This is a genomic window from Methanogenium marinum (assembly GCF_028912405.1).
In the GTDB taxonomy this organism is placed as follows: Archaea; Halobacteriota; Methanomicrobia; order Methanomicrobiales; family Methanomicrobiaceae; genus Methanogenium; species Methanogenium marinum.
Window position 1 is genome coordinate 863,420 of sequence record NZ_JAKELO010000002.1, and the last position, 20,089, is coordinate 883,508.

Consider the following 20,089-nt stretch of genomic DNA (forward strand, 5'->3'; position numbering starts at 1 on the left):
CTATCCCATCTAATTAGGTAATTCTACGAGTGGGCCCGTAGCATAGTTGGTGGTGCACCCGGCTGATAACCGGGAGGTCGTGCGTTCGAGTCGCACCGGGCCCATATTCTTTATTTTTTTGATGATGAGAGTCATCCGGTTCATTTCATTTCCTTAATAAGGAGCGCCTCACAATACAGTGTATGGACACACGACAGATAGCAGCTGTCTTCATCGCTGGTATTGCAGTCTTCGTATATCTTGCAATCATCGGGATGTTTTTTGCAAGCATCGGTGTTATGATCATACTGATCGTCGGCATGACTGCCTACCTTACCATGATTGGAAAAAAGATCGGCGAAATTCCCGAGCTGACAGCAAAGCTCAGCCCGAATGCAAAAAACATTATTATTAGAAACTCAGGTAACACCAGTGCCATACAAATTCATGTTGCAGTTGTTCCGCTCGATATTGAATATGATATTTCTGAAATTCCTGCAGATGAGGAACATACCCATTCTCTCGATGCTATGATCCGTGAAGCAAGGGTTGTCATCACATGGAAAGACAACGACGGGCATGCATTCAGCCATGAAAGCCAAATTTCAGCTCTTGGCAAAGGAGAAGACGATTTCCTTAAACCCATGTTTCCGATGTTTGATATCAAAAAATAATCCGGCTGATATTATCACCCTTTTTTTGTCAAACTTTTTCTCATCCGGTTTTTTATTTTGAACGCTTTAAAAAAAGGGGGTGTAAAAATCCACCCAAGGTTACGGATACGTATGAAATTTCTCTCCGTCATACCAGAATATTCTGATACCAGTGGGTTGGGCAGGGGGCAGGTGGGCTATACATCAGGTATACTCCTGCTGGTATTTTCCAAAAGATAATGGATTATCAGGGTATCTGACTCTTTACCATTTACCGGTATTCTGCTCATTTATTTAGCAGATCCTTCTCCACAGACAGATGAATTAAGTCCGGAACCTGTCATATTCCCTCCTTCACAGCAGATCACAGTCCCTTCCGACATACACTCATCATGAATATCTGCCATCAGTGCGCGGACTTCAGCCATATCACCCAATTCAAAGGCGGTGCGGAGAGCAGTCACATCAATATCCTGTTCTTCAAACATGCTGATGTGTCCCCCCACCTGCTCTACACGTTTTCTCTCACCGAGGCGGTCCCCGCCAGGGCCATATTCACCAGCACAGATCTCATCAACGATATCATCTACGCTCTGGAAGTGCTGACCGTCATCACTATCAGAGAAGTTTGTATCGCAGAGGTCACCCATTAATGCATGGACCGCGACCATGTCGCCTGATTCAAGCGTAGCGCGGATTTCCGTTACGTCAATGTCCTGCTCTTCAAAAACTGAAAGAACTTCCATAACATGCTGAACGGGATCAGCAATACCATCTGTCGCAGGAGCACTGCCTGTACTCATGTTAATCCCCGATGCTCCCACCGGGAAGATAAGGAGAGCAGAAAGACATAGTGTCACTGCAATGCCCGCCAATAGTATCTTAGAATGCTTAATCATCTGGATTCACCTTATATTTCTTTGAATGGTGCAGAAGACCGCCCCTGGCAGTCCCCGCTCCCTTTGAATACATCCACCCGGTCAGGTATAAATGATCAAAATAGGAATGATTTCACTGAAGAACCGGATGGTTGCATACTGCAAATCAGGAGAATACAACAAATATTCAGAAATCCGGAACAGACAACATGTCAGGAGACTTTGCTGACGTGCAGATTCATGGTGTACCCACTTCATTCAGGTGATGTGAGGCATTATACCAATATGCCGGAAAATAAAGAGCATACGCACCACTCTGAAGGCATGAATAATGTATGAAGAAAAGTGTGCATCACAAGAATATTGACGGGGAGCATCTATTCAGCCGCGGAAGAACATATCTTATGCGATCGTCAATTGAGGGAAAAAAGACTCACCACCCTTATCTGTCAATCTTTTTTCAGACGTATATCTCTTTCATTGCTGAATTCATTTTTAACAAAAATGATTCCCTCCAGTAGTTCAGAGAGAGTGGCACCTATTCGGCATGCCAAAAATATTTGTTTTCGGGAATACTCATGCTGCAGTTGGATTGGTTTTGTTTGGTAAACATCAGGCACTGCAGGCAGGTTGTCCCGGAATATGAAGAATCCGGGCACCCATCTTAATTGGTATGCCCAAATCACTCATCATTCACTCAGTTGACGCCTGTCCCTGGTATTTGTATCCGGACCCAATGCCCTGCCCTTCAGGCATTGCAAGACGATTCTCCATTAACTGATCACATGTCTGGTTGCGAATCTGGTCACATGTCCGGTCACATGTCCGGTCGCGAATCTGGTCAAATGTCTGATCACACGTCTGATCACGTGTCCGGTCGCGAATCTGGTCAAATGTCTGATCACACGTCTGGTCACATGTCTGGTCACAATCGCCGACGCAGTCTGTAGCAGGGCCATTGCCTGCACCCATTCCCATCCCGGCACTCACCGGAGAGATGACGAATGCAACCAGGCAGAGCATCCCAACAAGGCCTGCCAATAGTTTCTTATAACTCATTTTCATCTAAAACACTCCTCTTTCGTTACAGCGGATGCGGGACTGGCCGCCAGAAGCGACCCCCCACTCTCTAAATACATTCACCCGGTCAGGTATAAATGATCAAAATGGGAATGTTCCCACCGGAGAACCAGATTGTTCCATACATCAAAACAAACGATAAAATAGAAGAAAATAGTCATACACCGTTTTCGGCGTCCGACGGATATGCATTCCCTGCTGCATCCAGTGCGTGTATCAATTCTTCTGCTGATGGGTAACGGTCATCAGGATTTTTCTCCAGACATCGGAGAATGAGCTCATCCAACGGCTGCAGAGAAGGATTGAATGCAGAAGGTGCCCGGGGAATACTCTCCAGAATCGCAGATGTCATCTCAGCCACACCAGTCTCAGAGAACGGACGAACACCGGTCACACATTCATAGAACACCACACCGACGCCATAGACATCAGTGCGTTCATCAGGTGACCCGAAACGGGTGGGGGCAACCTGCTCCGGCGCTGCATAGTTCAGTGAAAAACCAAATGTGGTTGTTTCATGCCCATCCGTAAGGAGAGTCCCAAGTCCCCAGTCAGAAATTTTTGGCACACCATCACTCGTAATGAGAATGTTCTGGGGTTTGATATCACGATGAATAATGCCGTTGGAATGGGCATATGCAATGCCTTCTGCAATGCCACGGATAATCCCCACTGCCCCCGCAGGTTCCAACGGGAGGGACTTCTCTGCAAGCGACCCCGGCAGATACTCCATCTCGACAAAGGGCACCGGCAGGATATTCACGGAAAAAAGGGTCACAATGTTCGGATGGGACAGACGTTCCCAGATGCGCATCTCTTTTAAGAACATCTTCCCGGTCACCTCATCAAAACTGATGGGGACTTTCACCGCAACCTCCTCTCCGTCAATACGCCTTTTTGCACAAAAAACCCGTGCAACACCTCCTTTCCCTACAAATCTGACATCCTGATAGCGCTCAGTAAGTGGCAGCGGAAAATATGTCGAACCCAGTGATCCGTCCATCACCGTTGTCTCATTGGGAAACGACTGGTTGTACCACGACGATGTCATGGCAACCGTCTCATCAGCATCACCAACCGCATCTACATCATGGGCAACATTTCTTCTGTGCCGTTTCCCTGCAATACCCCGGTACAGCAATGCTCCACCCACAGCTGCCAGAATACCCACGACGACGAACAGCAGAACCGGATTTATCCCGTTCCGGTTCAGAAACTGAAGAAATTGATTTCCCTCATTCGTACGGGATACCCCCTGTGGTGTCTGAGTTATCCGGGTTGGTTCCTTAACTTCAGAAATAGTCTCATTTACATCATTTGTCTCATTTACATCATTCAGCTGGAGAATAACAGGCAGGGAACCCTGTTGACCGTCTGCATAACCCCACAAAATAACTGTTGTATTGTCGGAGAGGAGACCTCGCCGCATTGCGCCCATCGAATCCATATCACCCGTCCGATTGTTTACACCCGGCATCATCCGGTGGGTGGCTTCGGGCGTGGGAGCACCATCATCTGGTGGGGAATTATTTCCTGCGATCAGGTTCACCACATTCCCATGTCCCCCTCCATCAGACATATCACTGACAACTGCCGCACAGGTGCCGGTACACATAACGGCGACAAGTATGATAGCCAACACATAAATGAACCAGAAACCGGGGGATAATCCTTCAGAGTGCCTCAAATCTCCGTTACCTCTCCAACTCCTGTGTATCTCCCAAAATAAAACGAAAACGTGCGCCCTTCATGCCCCGTGCAAGTTCAAGGACATCTCCATCTTTCAACGGATGCGGGGCACCCGGAATGACCTGCACATCATTGATATACGAACCGCTGGTGCTTCTGCAGTCCTCATACATCCATCCCGAATCACTTTTCCTGATAATTCCATGGGGCTTTGAAACACGGGTCACCGCATCATACCGCCGGGAAAGGACAATTTTTGCATCCGGGCGGGCGGGTGTGGCAGGGATATATGTAGCAGGGAAATCAGGCCCATCCGTTTCACGAACGGGAATATCAGAAGCATCGGCCCGTCCCATATGAATTTCCCCATCAGTAAGGGGGAAGACAACGACCACCTCAGTCTCTTCCGGCATCACAAGAACAGGTGCATCACCCGCATACTCAATGGCAACCATCCGGCGTGTCTCCTCCGCTTTTTTTGCAAAGGCGCCACCTGCAATTCTTACATCGATGTTACTGAAGATGCCCAGATTTCTGATAACCATCTCTATCCCCCCCGAAACGAGTGAATATTTCCAGACGGGAAGGGCACCTTTGGAAGTACACCGACCAATGCCAGCTTCTTTTTTCACAACACCGGTATTCAGGAGTTTGACCATATGCTTTTTTGTATTCTCATAGCTTGTCCCAATGTGACCGGAAATTTCCCGGAGATCCATCGGTCCTGCTTCCAGCACCTTCACGATCCTCAGGCGTGTCGGATTTGAGAGCGCATTCAGGTAGAGAGAGAGGTCATCATAGCATTCCGGATCATTTGCCGCAACCACTGTCTCATTCATCAAATCGTTATCCTGCATTTCATCACTCCTCTTCCCTTTCCCCGTCATATGCCTGAATAATGACAAACACACTGGGTTTCCCATTATCCCTGCAATGGATGGCAATCAGTGAGTCTTCACTCGCCTTCCACCTGCCGATACCAAAACAAGACCCGCATATACAAAAAGCAAAGGGGACACATCCTCAATAGCTTCCCGATAAACATGCCTGTGGATGGAGATGCATCTGAAGAAGATGTACCCCGGAAGGCCTATAATACTATACAGCGGAAAACGTTCCGAGATGGAACCAGGTGGTTCCATACATACGCCCCCTACACCTGCCAATAGAATCAACTGCTCCTTTTTGCACAAAAAAAGGCAACAAAATTATTAATATATTTTAGTTTTAGATGTCTTTTTCTTCTGCAAGAAGAAATTCAAGGACTTTTCCCATTGCTTCATGCAGGCCGGATTCATCCTTTGCATACTGCTGCACAGCCTTATAGAGCATCACTGCCGCTTCGAAACCATACAGGGCAATCGCATCATCTGCTGAAAGTTCTTTCTGGTACACATCAATTATAAATCCATCACTGCTATACATCAGTTCAGAGAAGATACCATCCTCTCCCAGCACAAGATACTGGTTATCAACCTTTTTTGTGCTGTCATCCGGGCGATAAGGCAGAGGATCTGTCTTTCCCAAAATCAGCATTTTCTGGTCAAAGTAGACGGTGTCATAGAGTTCTCCCTTTCCGTCCTGTTTTCCCCTGAGCATCATCAAGAGGCCCGCTGTGGGAACAATCGCTGCAGCATCTGCTGTAAGACGTGAAATGAGTGCCTCAACGTTCTCATGAATCTCCGGGGAGAGGGCATCGACCCCTTCTGTACTCTTCTTCGCACAGGCAATTGCTGCCTGAAACCCTTCTTCAATCTTCTCCAGATCGCATGAACCCTGCATATGGAATCGTTATGCAAAAATAGGTATTAACTCTTCGCAAAGATTGAACCAATGGAAAATAAAGGAGTCATTACAAAAAAGGGAGAGATAATTCAGACAGGTTCTGCCAGCAGGTAATGGCGATGGTGCCCCGTCACCTTCACCTGAAGACGGGTTCCCAACGGGAACTCTTCTTTGATAACAATATTCTGGTAGGTGGCATCCCGTGCAATAACCGACCCGGATTTCCTCTGCTCTGTGACTAAAACAGGCAGTTCACGCCCAATCCAGCGGAGATTCCCCTCATCATAAATGCGGTCGGTGAGATGAGTCAGTGCACGTGACCGTTCCTTTTTAACCCAGTCGGGAAGGTCGTGAAGGAGAGCAGCAGGTGTCCCATCGCGGACAGAAAAACGGGTAATATTCACCTTGGTCGGGCGCACCCGGTCAAGCATCTCCAGGGTCTCATCAAACTCGCGGCACCCCTCAGTGGGAAATCCTGCAATGATGTCTGTTGAAACACGTACATCGGGTATTTCTGCACGGAATGCTGCTACCACCGCTTCAAACACTGCTGACGTATATCCCCTGTTCATTGACGCGAGGACGGCATCAGACCCCGACTGCACCGGCAGATGCACAAATCCGAAGATCTTCTCATGCACAAATGCGGGTGCAAGGCGGTCAATGATACGACCGGCTGTCGCAGGATTCATCATCCCTACACGAAGACGGAAATCACCCTTTGCACCGGCAATCTGCTCCAGCAGGTATGCAAGGTCCTGCCCAATATCCATACCCCAGGCACTCACATCCTGCCCGGTGAGCTGAATTTCATAAGCACCCTGTGCTGCCAGCCGTTCCACTTCAGCGACAATAGCTTCCGCAGAAAAACTCTTCAGCGGACCACGGGCCGCCCGGGTGATGCAGTAACTGCACGACCCGAGACAACCGGTGCCGGTCTGGACCACACCGGTGTGGGGGTCGGTCATCGCCCCCACTTCAGGGCATCTCGCATACATATCCTCCGGCAGAATAAGGTGCAGAGAGGGATCTGTTTCAAGCAAAAGGTCACGCTGGACTACCGGCATGCACCCGGTAACAACAATCTCCTTTCCAGCATATGAACAAATGCGGCGCAGCATCGTCCGTTCGGTTGCCCCCACAACCGTGCAGGTATTGATGATGATGCACTCTGCCTCTTCAGCCGGCACCTGTACACAACCCTGCCTCTCGGCAAGAGCGATTATCTTCTCAGTATCAGCATGATTGAACGTACAGCCATATGATTCGGCGTAGATTGTCTTATTTCGCAGGGTATCCATATCTGCTCCGTTTCATGGAATAATGTTTCACCGACAGGGAGATAATGATGAGGATTTTGCAGAATTAAGGACCTTTTTCATAATCAGACGATCTTCCCCTTCACCAAAGTATCCACAAACAGTCTCTGTGACCATATAGCCCAGTGACTCATACAGGGACCGGGCATGCTTGTTTTCCGGATGCACAGAGAGAGATAGTTCCCATATCCCCAAAGCTTCAAAACGTTCTTCAAGGGCCTTCATCAGGGCACGGCCAATCCCAAGGCCGCGGCGAGACGGCAGCACCCCGAGGCGGATGACCCATGCCACACCACCACCGGTGACCGGTGCACCGATGCTATATCCACAGACCACACCATCACAGACGGCGCAGAGAAACGTCGACCCGTACAGGGCACCTGCCTGCCGAACAAAAACCGCCCCATCATAGGATACAGTCTGCCCCTCTCCATTGAGGGCACAGACAGCGGCAAAGTCATCGTCTGTATACTGCCGGATTGAGACGCCAACATCTTCCATCATCCTCACCTTCATCCCCTAACCCTCACCGTGACCGGAAAGACAGAACAACATCCTGTTCACAGAGGGCATCGACAAGAACAAGAGCAAGCATACTCTCTGCGACAACCCCTATCCGTGGCACAATACAGGAGTCATGCCGACCCTTCACGGTGACGGTAGTATCCTTCAAATCCATCGTGACTGTCTGCTGCGGTTGTGCAATGGAAGGGGTCGGCTTCACCGCAATCCGTACTATGACAGGAGCACCGGTTGAGATACCGCCGAGAATACCGCCGGCATTGTTGGACGCATATCCCGCAGAGGTAATCGCGTCATTGTGGACCGAACCTCGCATCCGGGCCGCGGCAAAACCGGACCCAATTTCCACACCCTTCACCGCACCAATGGAGAGCATCGCGTGGGCAATCTCAGCATCGAGTTTACCGGCCACAGGTGCACCAAGCCCGGGCGGGCAACCGGTGGCAGTTACTTCCAGAATCCCACCCACAGAGTCATGTTCTTCTTTGGCCCGGAGGATTATCTCCTCAAAACGTTCCGGGTCAGACTCGCCGCCAATCTCGCAGATTCTGCTTTCAATATGGGTGCCCTGGCGGAGTAGCACCTGCATCGCAAGGGCGCCGGCCATCACCCGTGAAACAGTCTCCCGGCCCGAACTTCTGCCGCCGCCCCGATGATCACGGCATCCATATTTCTGGTGATAGGCAAGGTCAGCATGACCCGGCCGTGCAGTATCACGGAGGGTGTCATACGCACCACTCTGTGCGTCATGATTTCGGGTGATCATCGCCACCGGCATACCGGTTGTTTTTCCCTCAAAAATTCCAGAAAGAATCTCCACCTCATCCTGCTCCTGGCGAGGTGTGGAGAGAGGGCTTTTCCCCGGGCGTCGTCGCTCCATCAGAGGTTTCAGGTGTTCCATGCCAAAGGGTATCTGCGGAGGGCAGCCATCAACGACTACACCCAGCGCCGGCCCGTGGCTTTCGCCAAACACCGTACAACGAAAATATCGTCCAAACGTATTCATCCCAGTATCTCCCGTATCATCTCAGCATCTACAGTAATTCCCGTAAAGAGCCGCATCTGTTCCTGTGCCTGATATACAAACAGCTCTGTACCCTGGATACAGCGGCAGCCTGCTGCCCGTGCATTCCGAAGAAGTTCTGTCTCCGGTGGGGTATAGACGAGATCAAAGACGGTCTGGTGTGCCCGAAGGTCACCTTTACTGAGGACACTGCCACCACGTCCCTCCATACCCACCGGGGTTGCATTCACAATCACATCGGTCTTCTCCGGAACATATGCATCAGGCGTGCCATATTCACATCCAAAATGTCGGCCGATGCTTTGGGCCCGTTCCACCGTCCTGTTCAGCACAGTCACGTCCATCCCGATATCCTGCAGAGCATATACTGCAGCACGGGCAGCACCTCCGGCCCCGAATACCACCGCATGGCCGGACGGGATGTCTGCAAGCGGTTCCCGGATACCCATCCAGTCAGTATTTCCACCTACAAAACGGTCACCACACCGGACAACCGTATTCACCGCACCAATCTCCTGTGCATCTGCTGTTATCTCATCACAGTATTGCATGACATCTGATTTGAACGGAATGGTCACAGAAAGCCCTTTACACCCGGTTGCCCGGACCACCGCCATAATGGCACCGAGGTCGGGCCACTCGATACGGGTATAGACACCATCAACCCCACAGGTAGCAAAAAGGGCAGTGAAAAGTTCAGGACTCCTGCTATGCAGACAGGGATTGCCAATGACCGCAAAAATTCCATGCAGGGGCATCCCTTCCATTCCACAGAGGCAATCTTTGGTCATTTTCCATTCACCCCTCTCCATACGGGTCTGCTGAAGAAATGTGACAAATTCTCTGTATACCATACCTGACCGGCGTTCCTCTATACATGCCTGTATACGACTGACGACATCAGCATGTGAGAGACCACCGGTATCAATACAGAAGTCGGCTGCTCCCCGATAGAGTGGCAACCGGGCCTTCCTGACTGCGGCCACCTCTTCTGCATGGGAAAAGCCGGTTAACGGCGGGCGGGTGCTGCCTTCTGTCCGTGCTGCAAGGACAGCATCATCTGCGTCCAGAAACACGGTGAGGCTGCCAGCGCGAAGGAACTGCACATTTTTGCCGGAAAGGACAGCCCCGCCACCAGTTGCAACCACTGCTCCATCCACCGGCAATGCCCGAATGGCTGCATTTTCAGCAGATCGGAATGCGGATACTCCCCGTTCGGCAAAGATTGCAGGGATATCCATCCCCTCTGCCTTCTCCACCATCACATCAGTGTCGAAGAACCGGTAGCCCAAAGCCTCTGCAAGGAGGACACCCGTGGTTGTCTTTCCACTGCCCCGGGGACCTATGAGAACAAGTCTCACAGGATTCCCCCTTCCCGAAGTGCATCCCAGAATCCAGGATAGGATTTATTCACGCATTCCGGATGCATGATACCCACATCGCCTCGTTTCAGTGCAACCACGGCAGCACTCATCGCAGTCCTGTGATCATCCTCCGGGTCAATGAGACCACCACCCGGCAACCTCCCGGGAATGATGGTGACAGAATTGTCTGATACATTTGTCACCGCACCACCCAGGGCTGCAATATGAACCAGCGCAGCAATCCGGTCGCTCTCTTTTACCCGCAGGTTGTGAATGCCGGTGATAGTAGTCGGCCCGTCTGCAAAAGGGGCAACTGCTGCAAGCGTCAGGACAACATCCGGTGCATCTTCCATGGCGACGGTAATACCCCTTAGCCTGCCATCCGATGTGACCGTAACTGAACCCACTCCTTCCGTGACCCGACATCCCATCTCTGCAAGCAGGGTGAGAAATACCCGGTCACCCTGACAGGAGAGAGGATTCAGATGGGTAACCTCCACCGTCCCACCACAGACAGCAGCGATTGCAAAGAAATACGAGGCAGAGGTGTAGTCTCCCTCAACAGTATACTCTGCCGGATGATACCCACCCGGAGATACAGAGAAGTGACGGTATCCATCCCGTCCCACCGGAACACCGAAGGTTGCCATCACCTCTGCCGTGATATCAAGATAGGCCCGTGATGCAGGTTTGTCGGGAGTGGTGATCACTGTCTCCCTTTCCCCACATGGAGCCGTCATCAGTGCAGAAGAAAGGAACTGACTGCTCAGAGATGCGTCTATCTCCATCTTACCTCCCCGAAAAAACCCATCCACGCAGACCGGCGGGAACCCGAATTCCTTCAGGTATCGGATCTTCCCACCTGCACTATTCAGTGCATTCACCAGAGGGGCTACCGGCCGTGTCTGCATTCGCGGGCTCCCTGTCAGGCGTACAGGCCCATCTGCAAGAAGAGAGAGGGAGAGGAGCAATCGCATGGAGGTGCCGGAACTGCGGCAGTCGATGGTGCATCCGGGAGATACAGAAAAATTTCCCCCGGTGCCCTTTACCACCAGATCACCCGTGCCGGTGACGGTAATCTCTGCCCCTAGTTGTCTGAGAGCAGTGATGGTCACCATTGTGTCCTCTGACTCCAGCGGGTCATGAATAACCGATGTGCCATCCGCACATGCGGCTGCAATGAGGGCCCGGTGCGTGTAACTCTTTGAAGGCGGCGCAGTGATACATGCCCGAATTCCGGAGACTGCCAGGAGGTGGAGACTCATTTTTTTCCCTCCAGTCTGCCGTACCACCCAAGATCTTTGACGAGGGCCAGTTCCCCGACTGCCTCAAGCGCCTCCGGGAGACCGGGGCCAATCTCCACGTCAATAAAAAAAATATAATTCCCCATGGCCCGTTTGGATGGTCGTGACTCGATACGGGTGAGATTCAGACCGCACCGGTCAAACACTCCCAACAGTTCATACAGGAGTCCCGGACGGTCTGCACCAGGATCAATTATCAATGAACACTTGCCAGTCATTGGCCGGGTTTCGGGACGGTGTGCCGAGATGCGCAGAAACCGCGTAGTATTGTCTCTCGTGTTCTGGACACTGCGCTGCTGCAGAGGCAGCCCGGCCATACAGGCAGCGGTCTCTGTTGTAATGGCACCGGTGCCAGGATGAGAGGTGGCCATTGCAGCACTTGCACTGTTGCTCTCCGTATGGATGACCGGCACACCAAGACCTTCAGTGAACCGGAGACACTGATCATGTGCCTGCGGGTGAGCATAGATAGCAGTTATTTGATCTGCAGGCACAGCTGCTGCAAAATGGTGAACAACCGGGAGGTAGGCCTCACCGGTGATAAAAACCGGGGCACGAAACAGGCAATCCATCACCGGGCCGACTGCACCGGCGTCACTATTTTCCACCGGCACGATACCGTCACACTTTGCCTCTGTTACCGCCCGGAATACATCCGTTATGGTCGGAAAGAGGAAGATTTCATCATCAGTGAGGGCACGTGCCATCTCATGGCTAAACGTGCCTTCCGGCCCCAGACAACCAAGGATCATTTCTCCACCAGTCCCTGTATGAGCCGGTTCGTCGTCTCCATAGACGCAGGGATAACCGGTCCGAAGAATGCAGCATTTTCCTCGAAAAACGCTGCAAATCCTTTCGTATCATGGGTGCAGACAATTTCCTGCAGGCGTGCCGCGGCAGCAGAGAATGCCATCACCACTTCGCACACCTCGGGGTTGTCCTGGAGGATGGGGCCATAGAGGTCCACATCCTGCCCGAGGATTCTTCCGACAATCCCGGTCTCGATCTGGTATATCGGGCTCTGATAACGGAGCAGCATTTCCGGTGAAGCATCAATTTCACGCATAGTCTCTGCGACAACGAGCGTGGAGAAATGCATCAGACCCTGAATAACTGCTACCATCCGATCATGCTCAGGTGCTGTTGCAACCGTTACCCGTGCCCCCTGCCGGGAGAGGAGACCCATAATCTCATCCCCCGCAGCAGGCATGCATCGGGCGGGAACAGCAATCACCGTCTGACCGGCAAGTGACGATACCCCCGGCCCAAACATCGGATGCAGGCCTATTACCTGCGCCGGGGTGGCAAGCATCGCTTCCATTGCCCTCTGCTTTATTGAAGTAAGATCGCAAAGAATCTGACCACCGGAGAGGAATGGTGCAATATCATCGATAACGGCCACCGTATCACGAATCGGGACAGAGACAATCACAATTCGTGCCTGCTGTACAAGATCGCGGGAAGATAGTTCTGTTGTACGCCCGGAGACAATCACCCGGTAGCCTTCTTTCTCGAAGACATCCCGGAAGAACTGACCCATCTCCCCCCGGCCACCAATGATGCCCACGGTATTGTCGTCAGGTTTCACGTATCGTCTCCTCAACGGCTACGCCAAAATGACGGCCCCCCTGCTGCCGGTGCCCAAGAACGGTATCACCGGGTTTTAGTACGGCAACCGAAATCGCGTTTCCTTTGGCACCTACAAGACGGACAGTCTCAGCATTCTGGAGCACCAGAGATGATTTCATCCCGTCCTGCTCCACTTCAACAAGGACCATAGGCCGCCGCTCAGTCTTCACCCTGCCAACCATTGCCATTGTCGTGGTACCATCATCACGGGCCACAAGCACGCGGTCACCTGCCACCACCTCAGAGAGATATTTGGTCTTCCCGTCAGCCATCATTACATAGGCATGCACCGCCCCTGCGTTCACCCGGAACGGCCGGGGGGCGACATAGGGATTCTCCAGCGTCTCAGCCTGCACCAGAAGGAAAGCAGATGAAGTATTTCCAATAAGCATCCCCTCTCCTTCCTGCATCAGAGAACAGGTATCGACACAGACACGGTCCCCCATGATACCCGGCGATATGGCAGTCACCGTAAAGGGCACCAAATCATAGTGAGGAGTGATGGCACGGACACAGGCAGCAGTCCGGATTATTTCTGCCGGGTCATCGGTCACAAGGCAGATGCCTGCCGTGCCACGTTCGAGAACGGTGAGGGCCATCTCTGCCTCTTCTGCGGTGTGCACCGAGGCGATGATGCGACTGGATTGTGAAACCAGATTCTCCAGCGGAATCACCGACCAGTCTGTGGTTGTAACAATCACCGGTGCTGTTTTTGCCAGACGGAGTGCCTCTGTTTCACCTTCCTTTCCGTCAATACATACTTCATACACATCAGTACCTAAGACCAGGTCGCCGTCCGGTGCTATTACGGTCACTCTCCCAAGTGCATGCAGAGGGCCGGACTCTGTTGCAATGAGGGCGTCTGCCCCCTGCTCAATGGCCGTCGTTGCACACTCATTTTCACAGGAGCGGACATCGACCCAGAATGTCTTCATACATTGCCCCCGAGTGCATCTTCAGGTGTTGCATCCTGGTGAACCACGTGCGTGATGGCACGAATGAACTGTGCAGGATCATCACGCTGGAAGGCATTTCTTCCCATCGCAACACCCGCCGCACCTGCACTTATTGCCTCACGAATCCGCGTAAGGGTCTCAAGGTCACCACCTTTCTCACCGCCGGCGACCAATACCGGCACTGCACAGGCACCGGTGATTGCTGCAAAACTCTCCGGGTCACCGGTGTAACTGGTCTTGATAATATCAGCTCCCAGTTCCTCTGCCACCCGCACACAGAGGCCGATTGCTGCCGGGTCTGTTGGGTCAATGCCATCACCGCGTGGGTAGATCATGACGAGAAGCGGCATGCCCCAGCGGGTGCACTGCCAGGAGATGACACCGGCCTCCTCGATCATCTTTGACTCGTTCGGAGCTCCGAGGTTGATGTGAATGGAGACACAGTCCGCACCGAGGGAGATGGCCTCTTCCACCGAGCATACTGATACCTTGTCATTCGGGTCAGGGTTAAGCGATGTACTCGCTGAGAGATGGACAATGAGACCGATGTCAGATCCCGCCTTCCGGTGACCATGCCGCACCATGCCCTTATGGAGGACAATCGCATTCGCACCACCCTCACTCACTGCGGAGATGACCTTCGGCATATCATGAAGCCCGTAAATCTGCCCGACTGAGAACCCGTGGTCCATTGGGATGATAACCGACCGACCGGTATTCCGGTCCATGATCCGTTCCAGACGGATGGCTTTCCCAATCATGCAACCTTCCTTACCCCAAGGATCTCTGCTGCCTCCTCTGCGCTGCGGTGTTCATGAACAACCTGTGCCATCGCACGGACAAACAAGTCCGGGTGTGGGTGCTGGAAAGCATTTCTGCCGATTGAGATACCCGCAGCACCGCTTTCCATCGCCCCTTCAATCATCTGAAGAGTGGCAAAGTCATCCCCGCGTGCACCACCAGCGACCACGACCGGAACATGGCATCCGGCAGTGACCTCACGGAACGAGTCCGGGTCACCCGTGTACGGGGTCTTCACGATATCAGCACCGAGTTCTGATGCCACCCGTGCCGCATGTTTCACCTCATTTACCCCCTTCTCATTGAGAACATTCGGTCCCCGTGGGTACATCATGGCAAGAAGTGGCATACCCCATTCCATACACTCGACTGCAATGCGGCCGAGGTCTTCAAGCATCCGGGCCTCTGATTCAGCACCAATATTGCAGTGCACCGACACACCGTCTGCCCCCATCTTCAGGGCATTGGTAACAGTGTTTACGATTACCTTGTTATTCGGATCAGGACCCATATCCGTGCTTGCTGAGAGATGAAGAATCAGGCCGATGTCAGGCCCGCCTTTCCGGTGACCATGCAGAGCAAGGCCGATATGGCCGAGAACCGCATTTGCCCCCCCCTGTGCAACCAGGTTCACACTCTCATCCAGATCGATGACGCCTGCAATCGGTCCGCTCGATACCCCATGGTCCATGGGAACGATTACTGTCGCGCCCGTGTCACGGTTCATGATTCTTTCCAGTCGGATTTGTTTTCCTCTCATGGTAGTCTCTCCCGGCAGTTGCTGCCGAACAGAATAAAATGCACCTACCTTCAGAGAGTAAACGCAAACCGGTTAAAGATTGCGCTCACTTCGCAGTAGGGCCAAAAAAACTGATAATAACGATATGTACAGTGTGAAGAGCCTGTGCTGGGGCTTAAAACCAACACGGGCAAAATTCGTTCTTCACACATTGCCAGAATATTAGTCAGACCTCAGATATAAATATTTGTGCCAGGGATGGAAGAATGCGAAACTTTATCTGCCACACAAGCCCCCCGGCAAAGAAGATAAACAATTAAAACCAATTTTTATGGTACAAATGCGCAGGATTGGATTACTGGGGTGCGGGAATGTCGGTGAAATCATCGCACGCAAACACGAGGGAGTCAATATTATAGCCCTCTATGACGCAGTTTATGACAAAGCAAAGGCCGTACAGGACGCGTGCGGAGCACAGGCATATGAGTCATTTGATGAGTTCCTTGCACAGGACCTGGAAATTGTTGTAGAAGCTGCATCCGTTTCTGCGGTGCAGGCCCATGCAGAAGCAATCCTTCTCGCGGGGAAGGACATGATAATCCTCAGCGTGGGGGCCCTCACGGATGACCCATTCAGGGATCATCTCAAGGCATGTGCGGTAGAAAAAGGCAAAAAGATCTACATCCCGAGTGGTGCCATCACCGGCCTTGACAACCTGAAAGTCTGCCAGATTGCAGAAGTCAGCAAAGTGTTGCTGCGGACGACAAAAAATCCCCGCTCACTGGGCATTGAGATAGACAAACCAATGCTCCTGTTTAAGGGAACTGCACGTGACTGCATCCGCCAGTACCCGAAGAATATCAACGTTGCCATTGCAATTGAACTGGCTTCAGAACATGAGGTAGAAGTTGAACTCTGGGCGGACCCCGGTACTGACCGTAATACCCATGAACTGATTGTCGAAGGTGAATTTGGGGAAATTACTATCAAGGTAAGTAACCGCCCCAGCCCTGAAAATCCGGCAACCAGCTATCTTGCCGCCCTGTCAATCCTGTCATTATTACGTAATCTCGACAACCCCATTCAGATAGGGACGTAGGAACCTAAAACCATGAATTCCGATCAGTTAAAACGAATTGAAGAACTCAAAAAAGAAAAAAACGCTATCATACTTGCCCATAACTACCAGCCCCCGGAAATACAGGATGCAGCGGACATCATCGGGGACAGTCTGGAACTTGCCGTGAAGGCCCGTAGTGTCACAGAAGACACCATCATCCTCTGTGGTGTCCGGTTTATGGCAGAGACAGCAAAAGGTGCTCAACCCGGAAAAGACCGTCATTCTCCCTGCACAGGATGCAGGATGCCCTCTTGCAGACTTTCTCACCCCTGAGATGGTCCGGGATGCACGCAGTGCCCACCCGGGTGCAGCGGTTGTTCTCTACGTGAATAGTGATACCGCAGCAAAGGCAGAGGCAGATATCGTCTGTACGTCTGCAAACGCTGTTGAGGTGGTGCGCTCACTCAAAGAAAAGACCATCCTCTTCGGCCCGGACTCAAACCTGGCAGATTATGTCGCATCACGTCTGCCGGAGAAAAAAATCATTCCCCTGCCGGAAGGTGGACACTGTTATGTCCATGCACTGTTCTCCTGTGATGATGTCATTTCAGCAGCAGAGAAAGGTTTTACAACAATTTGTCATCCCGAATGTCCCCGGGAGGTCAGAAAAGGGGCTGACGTGGTTGCATCGACCGGCGGTATGGTAAAGATGGCAGATATTGCTGATTCATGGATGCTTCTCACCGAAAAGGGGATTGGATACCGACTTGAAAAACTCTTCCCGGATAAGAAATTTATGGTCAGGGAAGACGCCGTCTGCAAGGACATGAAAAAAATTACCCTCGACATGCTGGAACACTCACTCATCACCGGGGAGTATGCAGTAACACTCCCTGCACGTCTGATGAAACGGGCACGCGGCCCCATCGAAAGGATGATGGCACTCCGGCAGGAATAAAGACATATGGCACTTCGGGAAGACCTCCTCCGGTACCTGAATGAAGACATCCCGTCAGGTGATGTCACATCACGGGCAGTGATCCCGGACCGCAGGTGCACAGCCCGTATCACTGGGAAAGAAAATGCTGTAATATCCGGACTTTACGAGGCAAATGAACTCTGCAAACACTGCAGTATCTCCTTCACCCGAAGAGTATCTGAAGGTGCAGAGATTCAGACAGGTACTGTAATTGCAGACCTCGAAGGCACTGCAGCAGATATCCTGATGGTAGAACGTACCTTGCTCAACCTGATGAGCAGGATGAGTGGTATTGCAACAGCAACCCGCCGTGCGGTGCAGACAGCAAAAGAGGCAAACCCAAATGTTCGCATTGCAGGCACCCGCAAGACCGCTCCCGGACTGCGCCTCTGTGACAAGCAGGCACTCATCACCGGCGGCGCTGACCCGCACCGCATGAACCTCTCTGATATGATCCTCATCAAGGACAACCATCTGGCACTTGTGCCCCTCAAAGAGGCAGTCCGAAAGGCACGGGGATACAGCAGGTATGTGAATGTCGAAGTGGAAGTGGAGACACCAGAGGATGCACTCACCGCGGCCAGTACTGGGGCAGACATCATTCTCCTCGACAATATGCTCCCCCGGGAAGTGCAGGAAACCCTCGACCTTCTCACCAAAAACGAGATGCGGGAACAGGTTGTAATCGAAGTTTCAGGGAACATCACTCCAAAGACACTTGAGTCCTATGCTGTGTTGGGAATCGATACTATCAGCATGGGCAGCCTCACCCATACCGTGAAAAACATTGATATTTCACTTGACATCAAGGGTGCAGTGAGTACCGTCAGAATTTTCTGAACAATATTTCTTAATTCTCTTTTCCTGCAACGATTTACCCAATCTGAATAACTATTTTTTTTTTATGTATGCCAGATATTCCCACACATAATATTGACATGGTTTTGTCCATTTCTGCATATATACCATATGAGATATAATGAGAAACCACATCACTCATTTCAGTCCTATATTCACACACCAACCTCTGTATTTCAGCACACCCATACTTTTTCATACGAAAATAGTCTGCGTGTCATCCGGGCAGATAAAAAATATCTTTCCTTCCATTGGGTAATGCACCAGATTAATTGAATAAAATTCATCTGAACGATGTAATTCCTGATTTGCAGACCGGAAAAAGCAGAGAAACGTGCACAAAATATTACACCCCGATTGGACAGACTACACGCTGCACCCTCAGAATCATATACACAAATTATCAAAAAAAAGGTATGGGATTAGACCAGCTTGAAGAGCGGGTGGTCATCGGTTGCGACGTTGACGCCAAGCTCTTTTGCTGCTTCAGCAAGGACGATATCGGTGAATGCGATTGCAGTAGTTGCACCTTCACAGTTCTCGATAGGTCCATACATGATAAGGTCTGCACCAAGGGTTGCTGCCATGATGTTACATCCGATATCAGGTGCTGCCCATGCAGTCTGCTTGATACCGTCCATTCCACCGAAGTGGTGATGTGACATCTGCTCGAGGAGGAGGTCCTTGCCCTCATACTGGCTTACAAGCACGGAGGGATTCTTTTTGGTTCCTCTCCAGCGTTTGAGCCACGTCCAGGAGACAGTCATGTTGTGGTATGCACCACCGGTTGGGAGACCATGAATTGCCTTGCATGCAAGAATCTCACGGAATGAACCGCCTGACCCGAGACCGAGCGGTGTTGCTGCGGTATCAAGGATAGGGCGGGTAATGCCGCACTCTTCTGCAATTGCAAGCATGGATTTCTCCTGACCAGCGACGCCACCCTCTGAAAGCACTGCCTCACGGCCCTTTACAGTTGGGTCGCCAGGGTTGAATGCCAACACAATAGCTGCGTTAACGTCACTGTTCTTGAGCGCCTCCATGTTCTCCGGAAGGATTGAACCATTGATTGAGTTGTAGATAGCACGGTCTGCCAGTCCGACCTCAGTCACATACTCACATGCGTGAGCAAGTGCTGCAGGTTCAGACGAGTCCATAAGGAATGCTGTCTTGTTATCAATGGAGTCAAACCATGTGAAGTAGTTCTCAAATGCCTCTCCTGATTCAGAGATGATCTGGATAAAGTGTTTTATTCCAGTCTGGTCTGAAAGTTCCTGACATCTGTTCCAGAGCGCCTCTGCGCGAGGCTTGTCAATTATGCCCTTCATATCGTCAATAACAGTCTCGTGCTTGTTATAGAAGATAGAGGCACCGAGAACCCGGGGATATTCTCCGGGCTGCCCGCCAATCTTGGTACCGTTAAAGTCGTGTACCGTCTGTTCTTTCTCAAATTTGAACATATTTTATCTC

21 protein-coding genes and 1 tRNA gene are annotated in these 20,089 nt (G+C 51.5%); 6 read left to right on the forward strand and 16 right to left on the reverse strand.

Annotated elements, in window-relative coordinates; all coding sequences use genetic code 11:
• The first annotated feature begins 31 nt into the window (after positions 1 to 31).
• Positions 32 to 104, forward strand: a tRNA-Ile gene (locus L0665_RS04530).
• A 78-nt stretch (positions 105 to 182) separates the two neighbouring features.
• Positions 183 to 653, forward strand: a complete 471-nt coding sequence (locus L0665_RS04535; protein ID WP_274924514.1) for a hypothetical protein — start codon at positions 183 to 185, stop codon at positions 651 to 653.
• A 269-nt stretch (positions 654 to 922) separates the two neighbouring features.
• On the opposite strand, the gene L0665_RS04540 is transcribed toward L0665_RS04535, so the two are convergent.
• The 15 genes from L0665_RS04540 to L0665_RS04610 form a co-directional block, all read right to left on the reverse strand.
• The gene (locus L0665_RS04540; RefSeq protein ID WP_274924515.1) at positions 923 to 1,531 is read right to left on the reverse strand and encodes a hypothetical protein; all 609 of its coding nucleotides are present in this window, start codon (positions 1,529 to 1,531) and stop codon (positions 923 to 925) included.
• A 672-nt stretch (positions 1,532 to 2,203) separates the two neighbouring features.
• Positions 2,204 to 2,575: a hypothetical protein gene (locus L0665_RS04545; RefSeq protein ID WP_274924516.1), complete on the reverse strand. Its 372-nt coding sequence runs from the start codon at positions 2,573 to 2,575 to the stop codon at positions 2,204 to 2,206.
• 172 nt (positions 2,576 to 2,747) lie between these two features.
• On the reverse strand, positions 2,748 to 4,229 hold the full coding sequence (locus L0665_RS04550) for a serine/threonine-protein kinase (protein ID WP_274924517.1): 1,482 nt from the start codon (positions 4,227 to 4,229) through the stop codon (positions 2,748 to 2,750).
• Positions 4,230 to 4,284: 55 nt separating this feature from the next.
• On the reverse strand, positions 4,285 to 5,136 hold the full coding sequence (locus L0665_RS04555) for an FHA domain-containing protein (RefSeq protein ID WP_274924518.1): 852 nt from the start codon (positions 5,134 to 5,136) through the stop codon (positions 4,285 to 4,287).
• Positions 5,137 to 5,506: 370 nt separating this feature from the next.
• Positions 5,507 to 6,061, reverse strand: a complete 555-nt coding sequence (locus L0665_RS04560; protein WP_274924519.1) for a hypothetical protein — start codon at positions 6,059 to 6,061, stop codon at positions 5,507 to 5,509.
• 92 nt (positions 6,062 to 6,153) lie between these two features.
• Positions 6,154 to 7,365, reverse strand: coding sequence for a tRNA (N(6)-L-threonylcarbamoyladenosine(37)-C(2))-methylthiotransferase (locus L0665_RS04565; protein WP_274924520.1), 1,212 nt, complete (start codon positions 7,363 to 7,365; stop codon positions 6,154 to 6,156).
• A gap of 27 nt (positions 7,366 to 7,392) precedes the next feature.
• Positions 7,393 to 7,887: a GNAT family N-acetyltransferase gene (locus tag L0665_RS04570; RefSeq protein WP_274924521.1), complete on the reverse strand. Its 495-nt coding sequence runs from the start codon at positions 7,885 to 7,887 to the stop codon at positions 7,393 to 7,395.
• Positions 7,888 to 7,909: 22 nt separating this feature from the next.
• A complete protein-coding gene (locus tag L0665_RS04575; protein ID WP_274924522.1) occupies positions 7,910 to 8,911 on the reverse strand; it encodes a chorismate synthase in 1,002 nt (333 codons plus the stop codon).
• Entirely contained in the window at positions 8,908 to 10,290 is a 1,383-nt protein-coding gene (gene aroE, locus L0665_RS04580) for a shikimate dehydrogenase (protein ID WP_274924523.1), read from the reverse strand. The genes L0665_RS04575 and aroE overlap by 4 nt, the downstream gene beginning before the upstream one ends.
• Complete coding sequence (aroA, locus tag L0665_RS04585) at positions 10,287 to 11,558, reverse strand: 3-phosphoshikimate 1-carboxyvinyltransferase (RefSeq protein ID WP_274924524.1); 1,272 nt, start codon at positions 11,556 to 11,558, stop codon at positions 10,287 to 10,289. Before aroA ends, aroE begins: the two co-directional genes overlap by 4 nt.
• Positions 11,555 to 12,349, reverse strand: coding sequence for a prephenate dehydratase (locus tag L0665_RS04590; protein WP_274924525.1), 795 nt, complete (start codon positions 12,347 to 12,349; stop codon positions 11,555 to 11,557). The genes aroA and L0665_RS04590 overlap by 4 nt, the downstream gene beginning before the upstream one ends.
• A complete protein-coding gene (locus tag L0665_RS04595; protein ID WP_274924526.1) occupies positions 12,346 to 13,185 on the reverse strand; it encodes a prephenate dehydrogenase/arogenate dehydrogenase family protein in 840 nt (279 codons plus the stop codon). The genes L0665_RS04590 and L0665_RS04595 overlap by 4 nt, the downstream gene beginning before the upstream one ends.
• Positions 13,175 to 14,161: a 3-dehydroquinate synthase II gene (locus L0665_RS04600; protein WP_274924527.1), complete on the reverse strand. Its 987-nt coding sequence runs from the start codon at positions 14,159 to 14,161 to the stop codon at positions 13,175 to 13,177. The genes L0665_RS04595 and L0665_RS04600 overlap by 11 nt, the downstream gene beginning before the upstream one ends.
• Positions 14,158 to 14,943, reverse strand: a complete 786-nt coding sequence (locus L0665_RS04605; RefSeq protein WP_274924528.1) for a 2-amino-3,7-dideoxy-D-threo-hept-6-ulosonate synthase — start codon at positions 14,941 to 14,943, stop codon at positions 14,158 to 14,160. Before L0665_RS04605 ends, L0665_RS04600 begins: the two co-directional genes overlap by 4 nt.
• Positions 14,940 to 15,743: a 2-amino-3,7-dideoxy-D-threo-hept-6-ulosonate synthase gene (locus L0665_RS04610; RefSeq protein ID WP_274924529.1), complete on the reverse strand. Its 804-nt coding sequence runs from the start codon at positions 15,741 to 15,743 to the stop codon at positions 14,940 to 14,942. The genes L0665_RS04605 and L0665_RS04610 overlap by 4 nt, the downstream gene beginning before the upstream one ends.
• Before the next feature lie 319 nt (positions 15,744 to 16,062).
• Between L0665_RS04610 and nadX the strand changes: the two genes are divergently transcribed.
• Genes nadX through nadC form a run of 4 tightly spaced genes read left to right on the forward strand, consistent with a single transcriptional unit; the run spans position 16,063 to position 18,601 of the window.
• The gene (gene nadX / locus L0665_RS04615; RefSeq protein WP_274925718.1) at positions 16,063 to 16,821 is read left to right on the forward strand and encodes an aspartate dehydrogenase; all 759 of its coding nucleotides are present in this window, start codon (positions 16,063 to 16,065) and stop codon (positions 16,819 to 16,821) included.
• A gap of 12 nt (positions 16,822 to 16,833) precedes the next feature.
• On the forward strand, positions 16,834 to 17,115 hold the full coding sequence (gene nadA, locus L0665_RS10800) for a quinolinate synthase NadA (RefSeq protein ID WP_338036416.1): 282 nt from the start codon (positions 16,834 to 16,836) through the stop codon (positions 17,113 to 17,115).
• Entirely contained in the window at positions 17,039 to 17,740 is a 702-nt protein-coding gene (locus L0665_RS04620; protein WP_338036417.1) for a quinolinate synthase NadA, read from the forward strand. The genes nadA and L0665_RS04620 overlap by 77 nt, the downstream gene beginning before the upstream one ends.
• 6 nt (positions 17,741 to 17,746) lie before the next feature.
• Positions 17,747 to 18,601 (forward strand): carboxylating nicotinate-nucleotide diphosphorylase, encoded by an 855-nt coding sequence (gene nadC, locus L0665_RS04625; RefSeq protein ID WP_274924530.1) that lies wholly within the window; start codon positions 17,747 to 17,749, stop codon positions 18,599 to 18,601.
• Between the two features lie 440 nt (positions 18,602 to 19,041).
• Here nadC and mtrH read toward each other — a convergent pair whose 3' ends face one another.
• Entirely contained in the window at positions 19,042 to 20,079 is a 1,038-nt protein-coding gene (mtrH, locus tag L0665_RS04630; protein WP_274924531.1) for a tetrahydromethanopterin S-methyltransferase subunit H, read from the reverse strand.
• Between the last annotated feature and the right edge of the window lie 10 nt (positions 20,080 to 20,089).

Excerpts from the sequence above, each read along its gene's own strand:
- L0665_RS04575 (WP_274924522.1), bottom strand. The coding sequence starts at position 8,911 with ATGAATACGTTTGGACGATATTTTCGTTGTACGGTGTTTGGCGAAAGC.
- L0665_RS04590 (WP_274924525.1), bottom strand. The coding sequence starts at position 12,349 with ATGATCCTTGGTTGTCTGGGGCCGGAAGGCACGTTTAGCCATGAGATG.
- L0665_RS04605 (WP_274924528.1), bottom strand. The coding sequence starts at position 14,943 with ATGATTGGGAAAGCCATCCGTCTGGAACGGATCATGGACCGGAATACC.
- L0665_RS04610 (WP_274924529.1), bottom strand. The coding sequence starts at position 15,743 with ATGAGAGGAAAACAAATCCGACTGGAAAGAATCATGAACCGTGACACG.
- nadC (WP_274924530.1), top strand. The coding sequence starts at position 17,747 with ATGGCACTTCGGGAAGACCTCCTCCGGTACCTGAATGAAGACATCCCG.
- mtrH (WP_274924531.1), bottom strand. The coding sequence starts at position 20,079 with ATGTTCAAATTTGAGAAAGAACAGACGGTACACGACTTTAACGGTACC.
- L0665_RS04535 (WP_274924514.1), top strand. The coding sequence starts at position 183 with ATGGACACACGACAGATAGCAGCTGTCTTCATCGCTGGTATTGCAGTC.
- L0665_RS04565 (WP_274924520.1), bottom strand. The coding sequence starts at position 7,365 with ATGGATACCCTGCGAAATAAGACAATCTACGCCGAATCATATGGCTGT.
- L0665_RS04555 (WP_274924518.1), bottom strand. The coding sequence starts at position 5,136 with ATGCAGGATAACGATTTGATGAATGAGACAGTGGTTGCGGCAAATGAT.
- L0665_RS04545 (WP_274924516.1), bottom strand. The coding sequence starts at position 2,575 with ATGAAAATGAGTTATAAGAAACTATTGGCAGGCCTTGTTGGGATGCTC.
- nadA (WP_338036416.1), top strand. The coding sequence starts at position 16,834 with ATGAATTCCGATCAGTTAAAACGAATTGAAGAACTCAAAAAAGAAAAA.
- nadX (WP_274925718.1), top strand. The coding sequence starts at position 16,063 with ATGCGCAGGATTGGATTACTGGGGTGCGGGAATGTCGGTGAAATCATC.
- L0665_RS04560 (WP_274924519.1), bottom strand. The coding sequence starts at position 6,061 with ATGCAGGGTTCATGCGATCTGGAGAAGATTGAAGAAGGGTTTCAGGCA.
- L0665_RS04570 (WP_274924521.1), bottom strand. The coding sequence starts at position 7,887 with ATGATGGAAGATGTTGGCGTCTCAATCCGGCAGTATACAGACGATGAC.
- L0665_RS04600 (WP_274924527.1), bottom strand. The coding sequence starts at position 14,161 with ATGAAGACATTCTGGGTCGATGTCCGCTCCTGTGAAAATGAGTGTGCA.
- aroA (WP_274924524.1), bottom strand. The coding sequence starts at position 11,558 with ATGAGTCTCCACCTCCTGGCAGTCTCCGGAATTCGGGCATGTATCACT.
- L0665_RS04540 (WP_274924515.1), bottom strand. The coding sequence starts at position 1,531 with ATGATTAAGCATTCTAAGATACTATTGGCGGGCATTGCAGTGACACTA.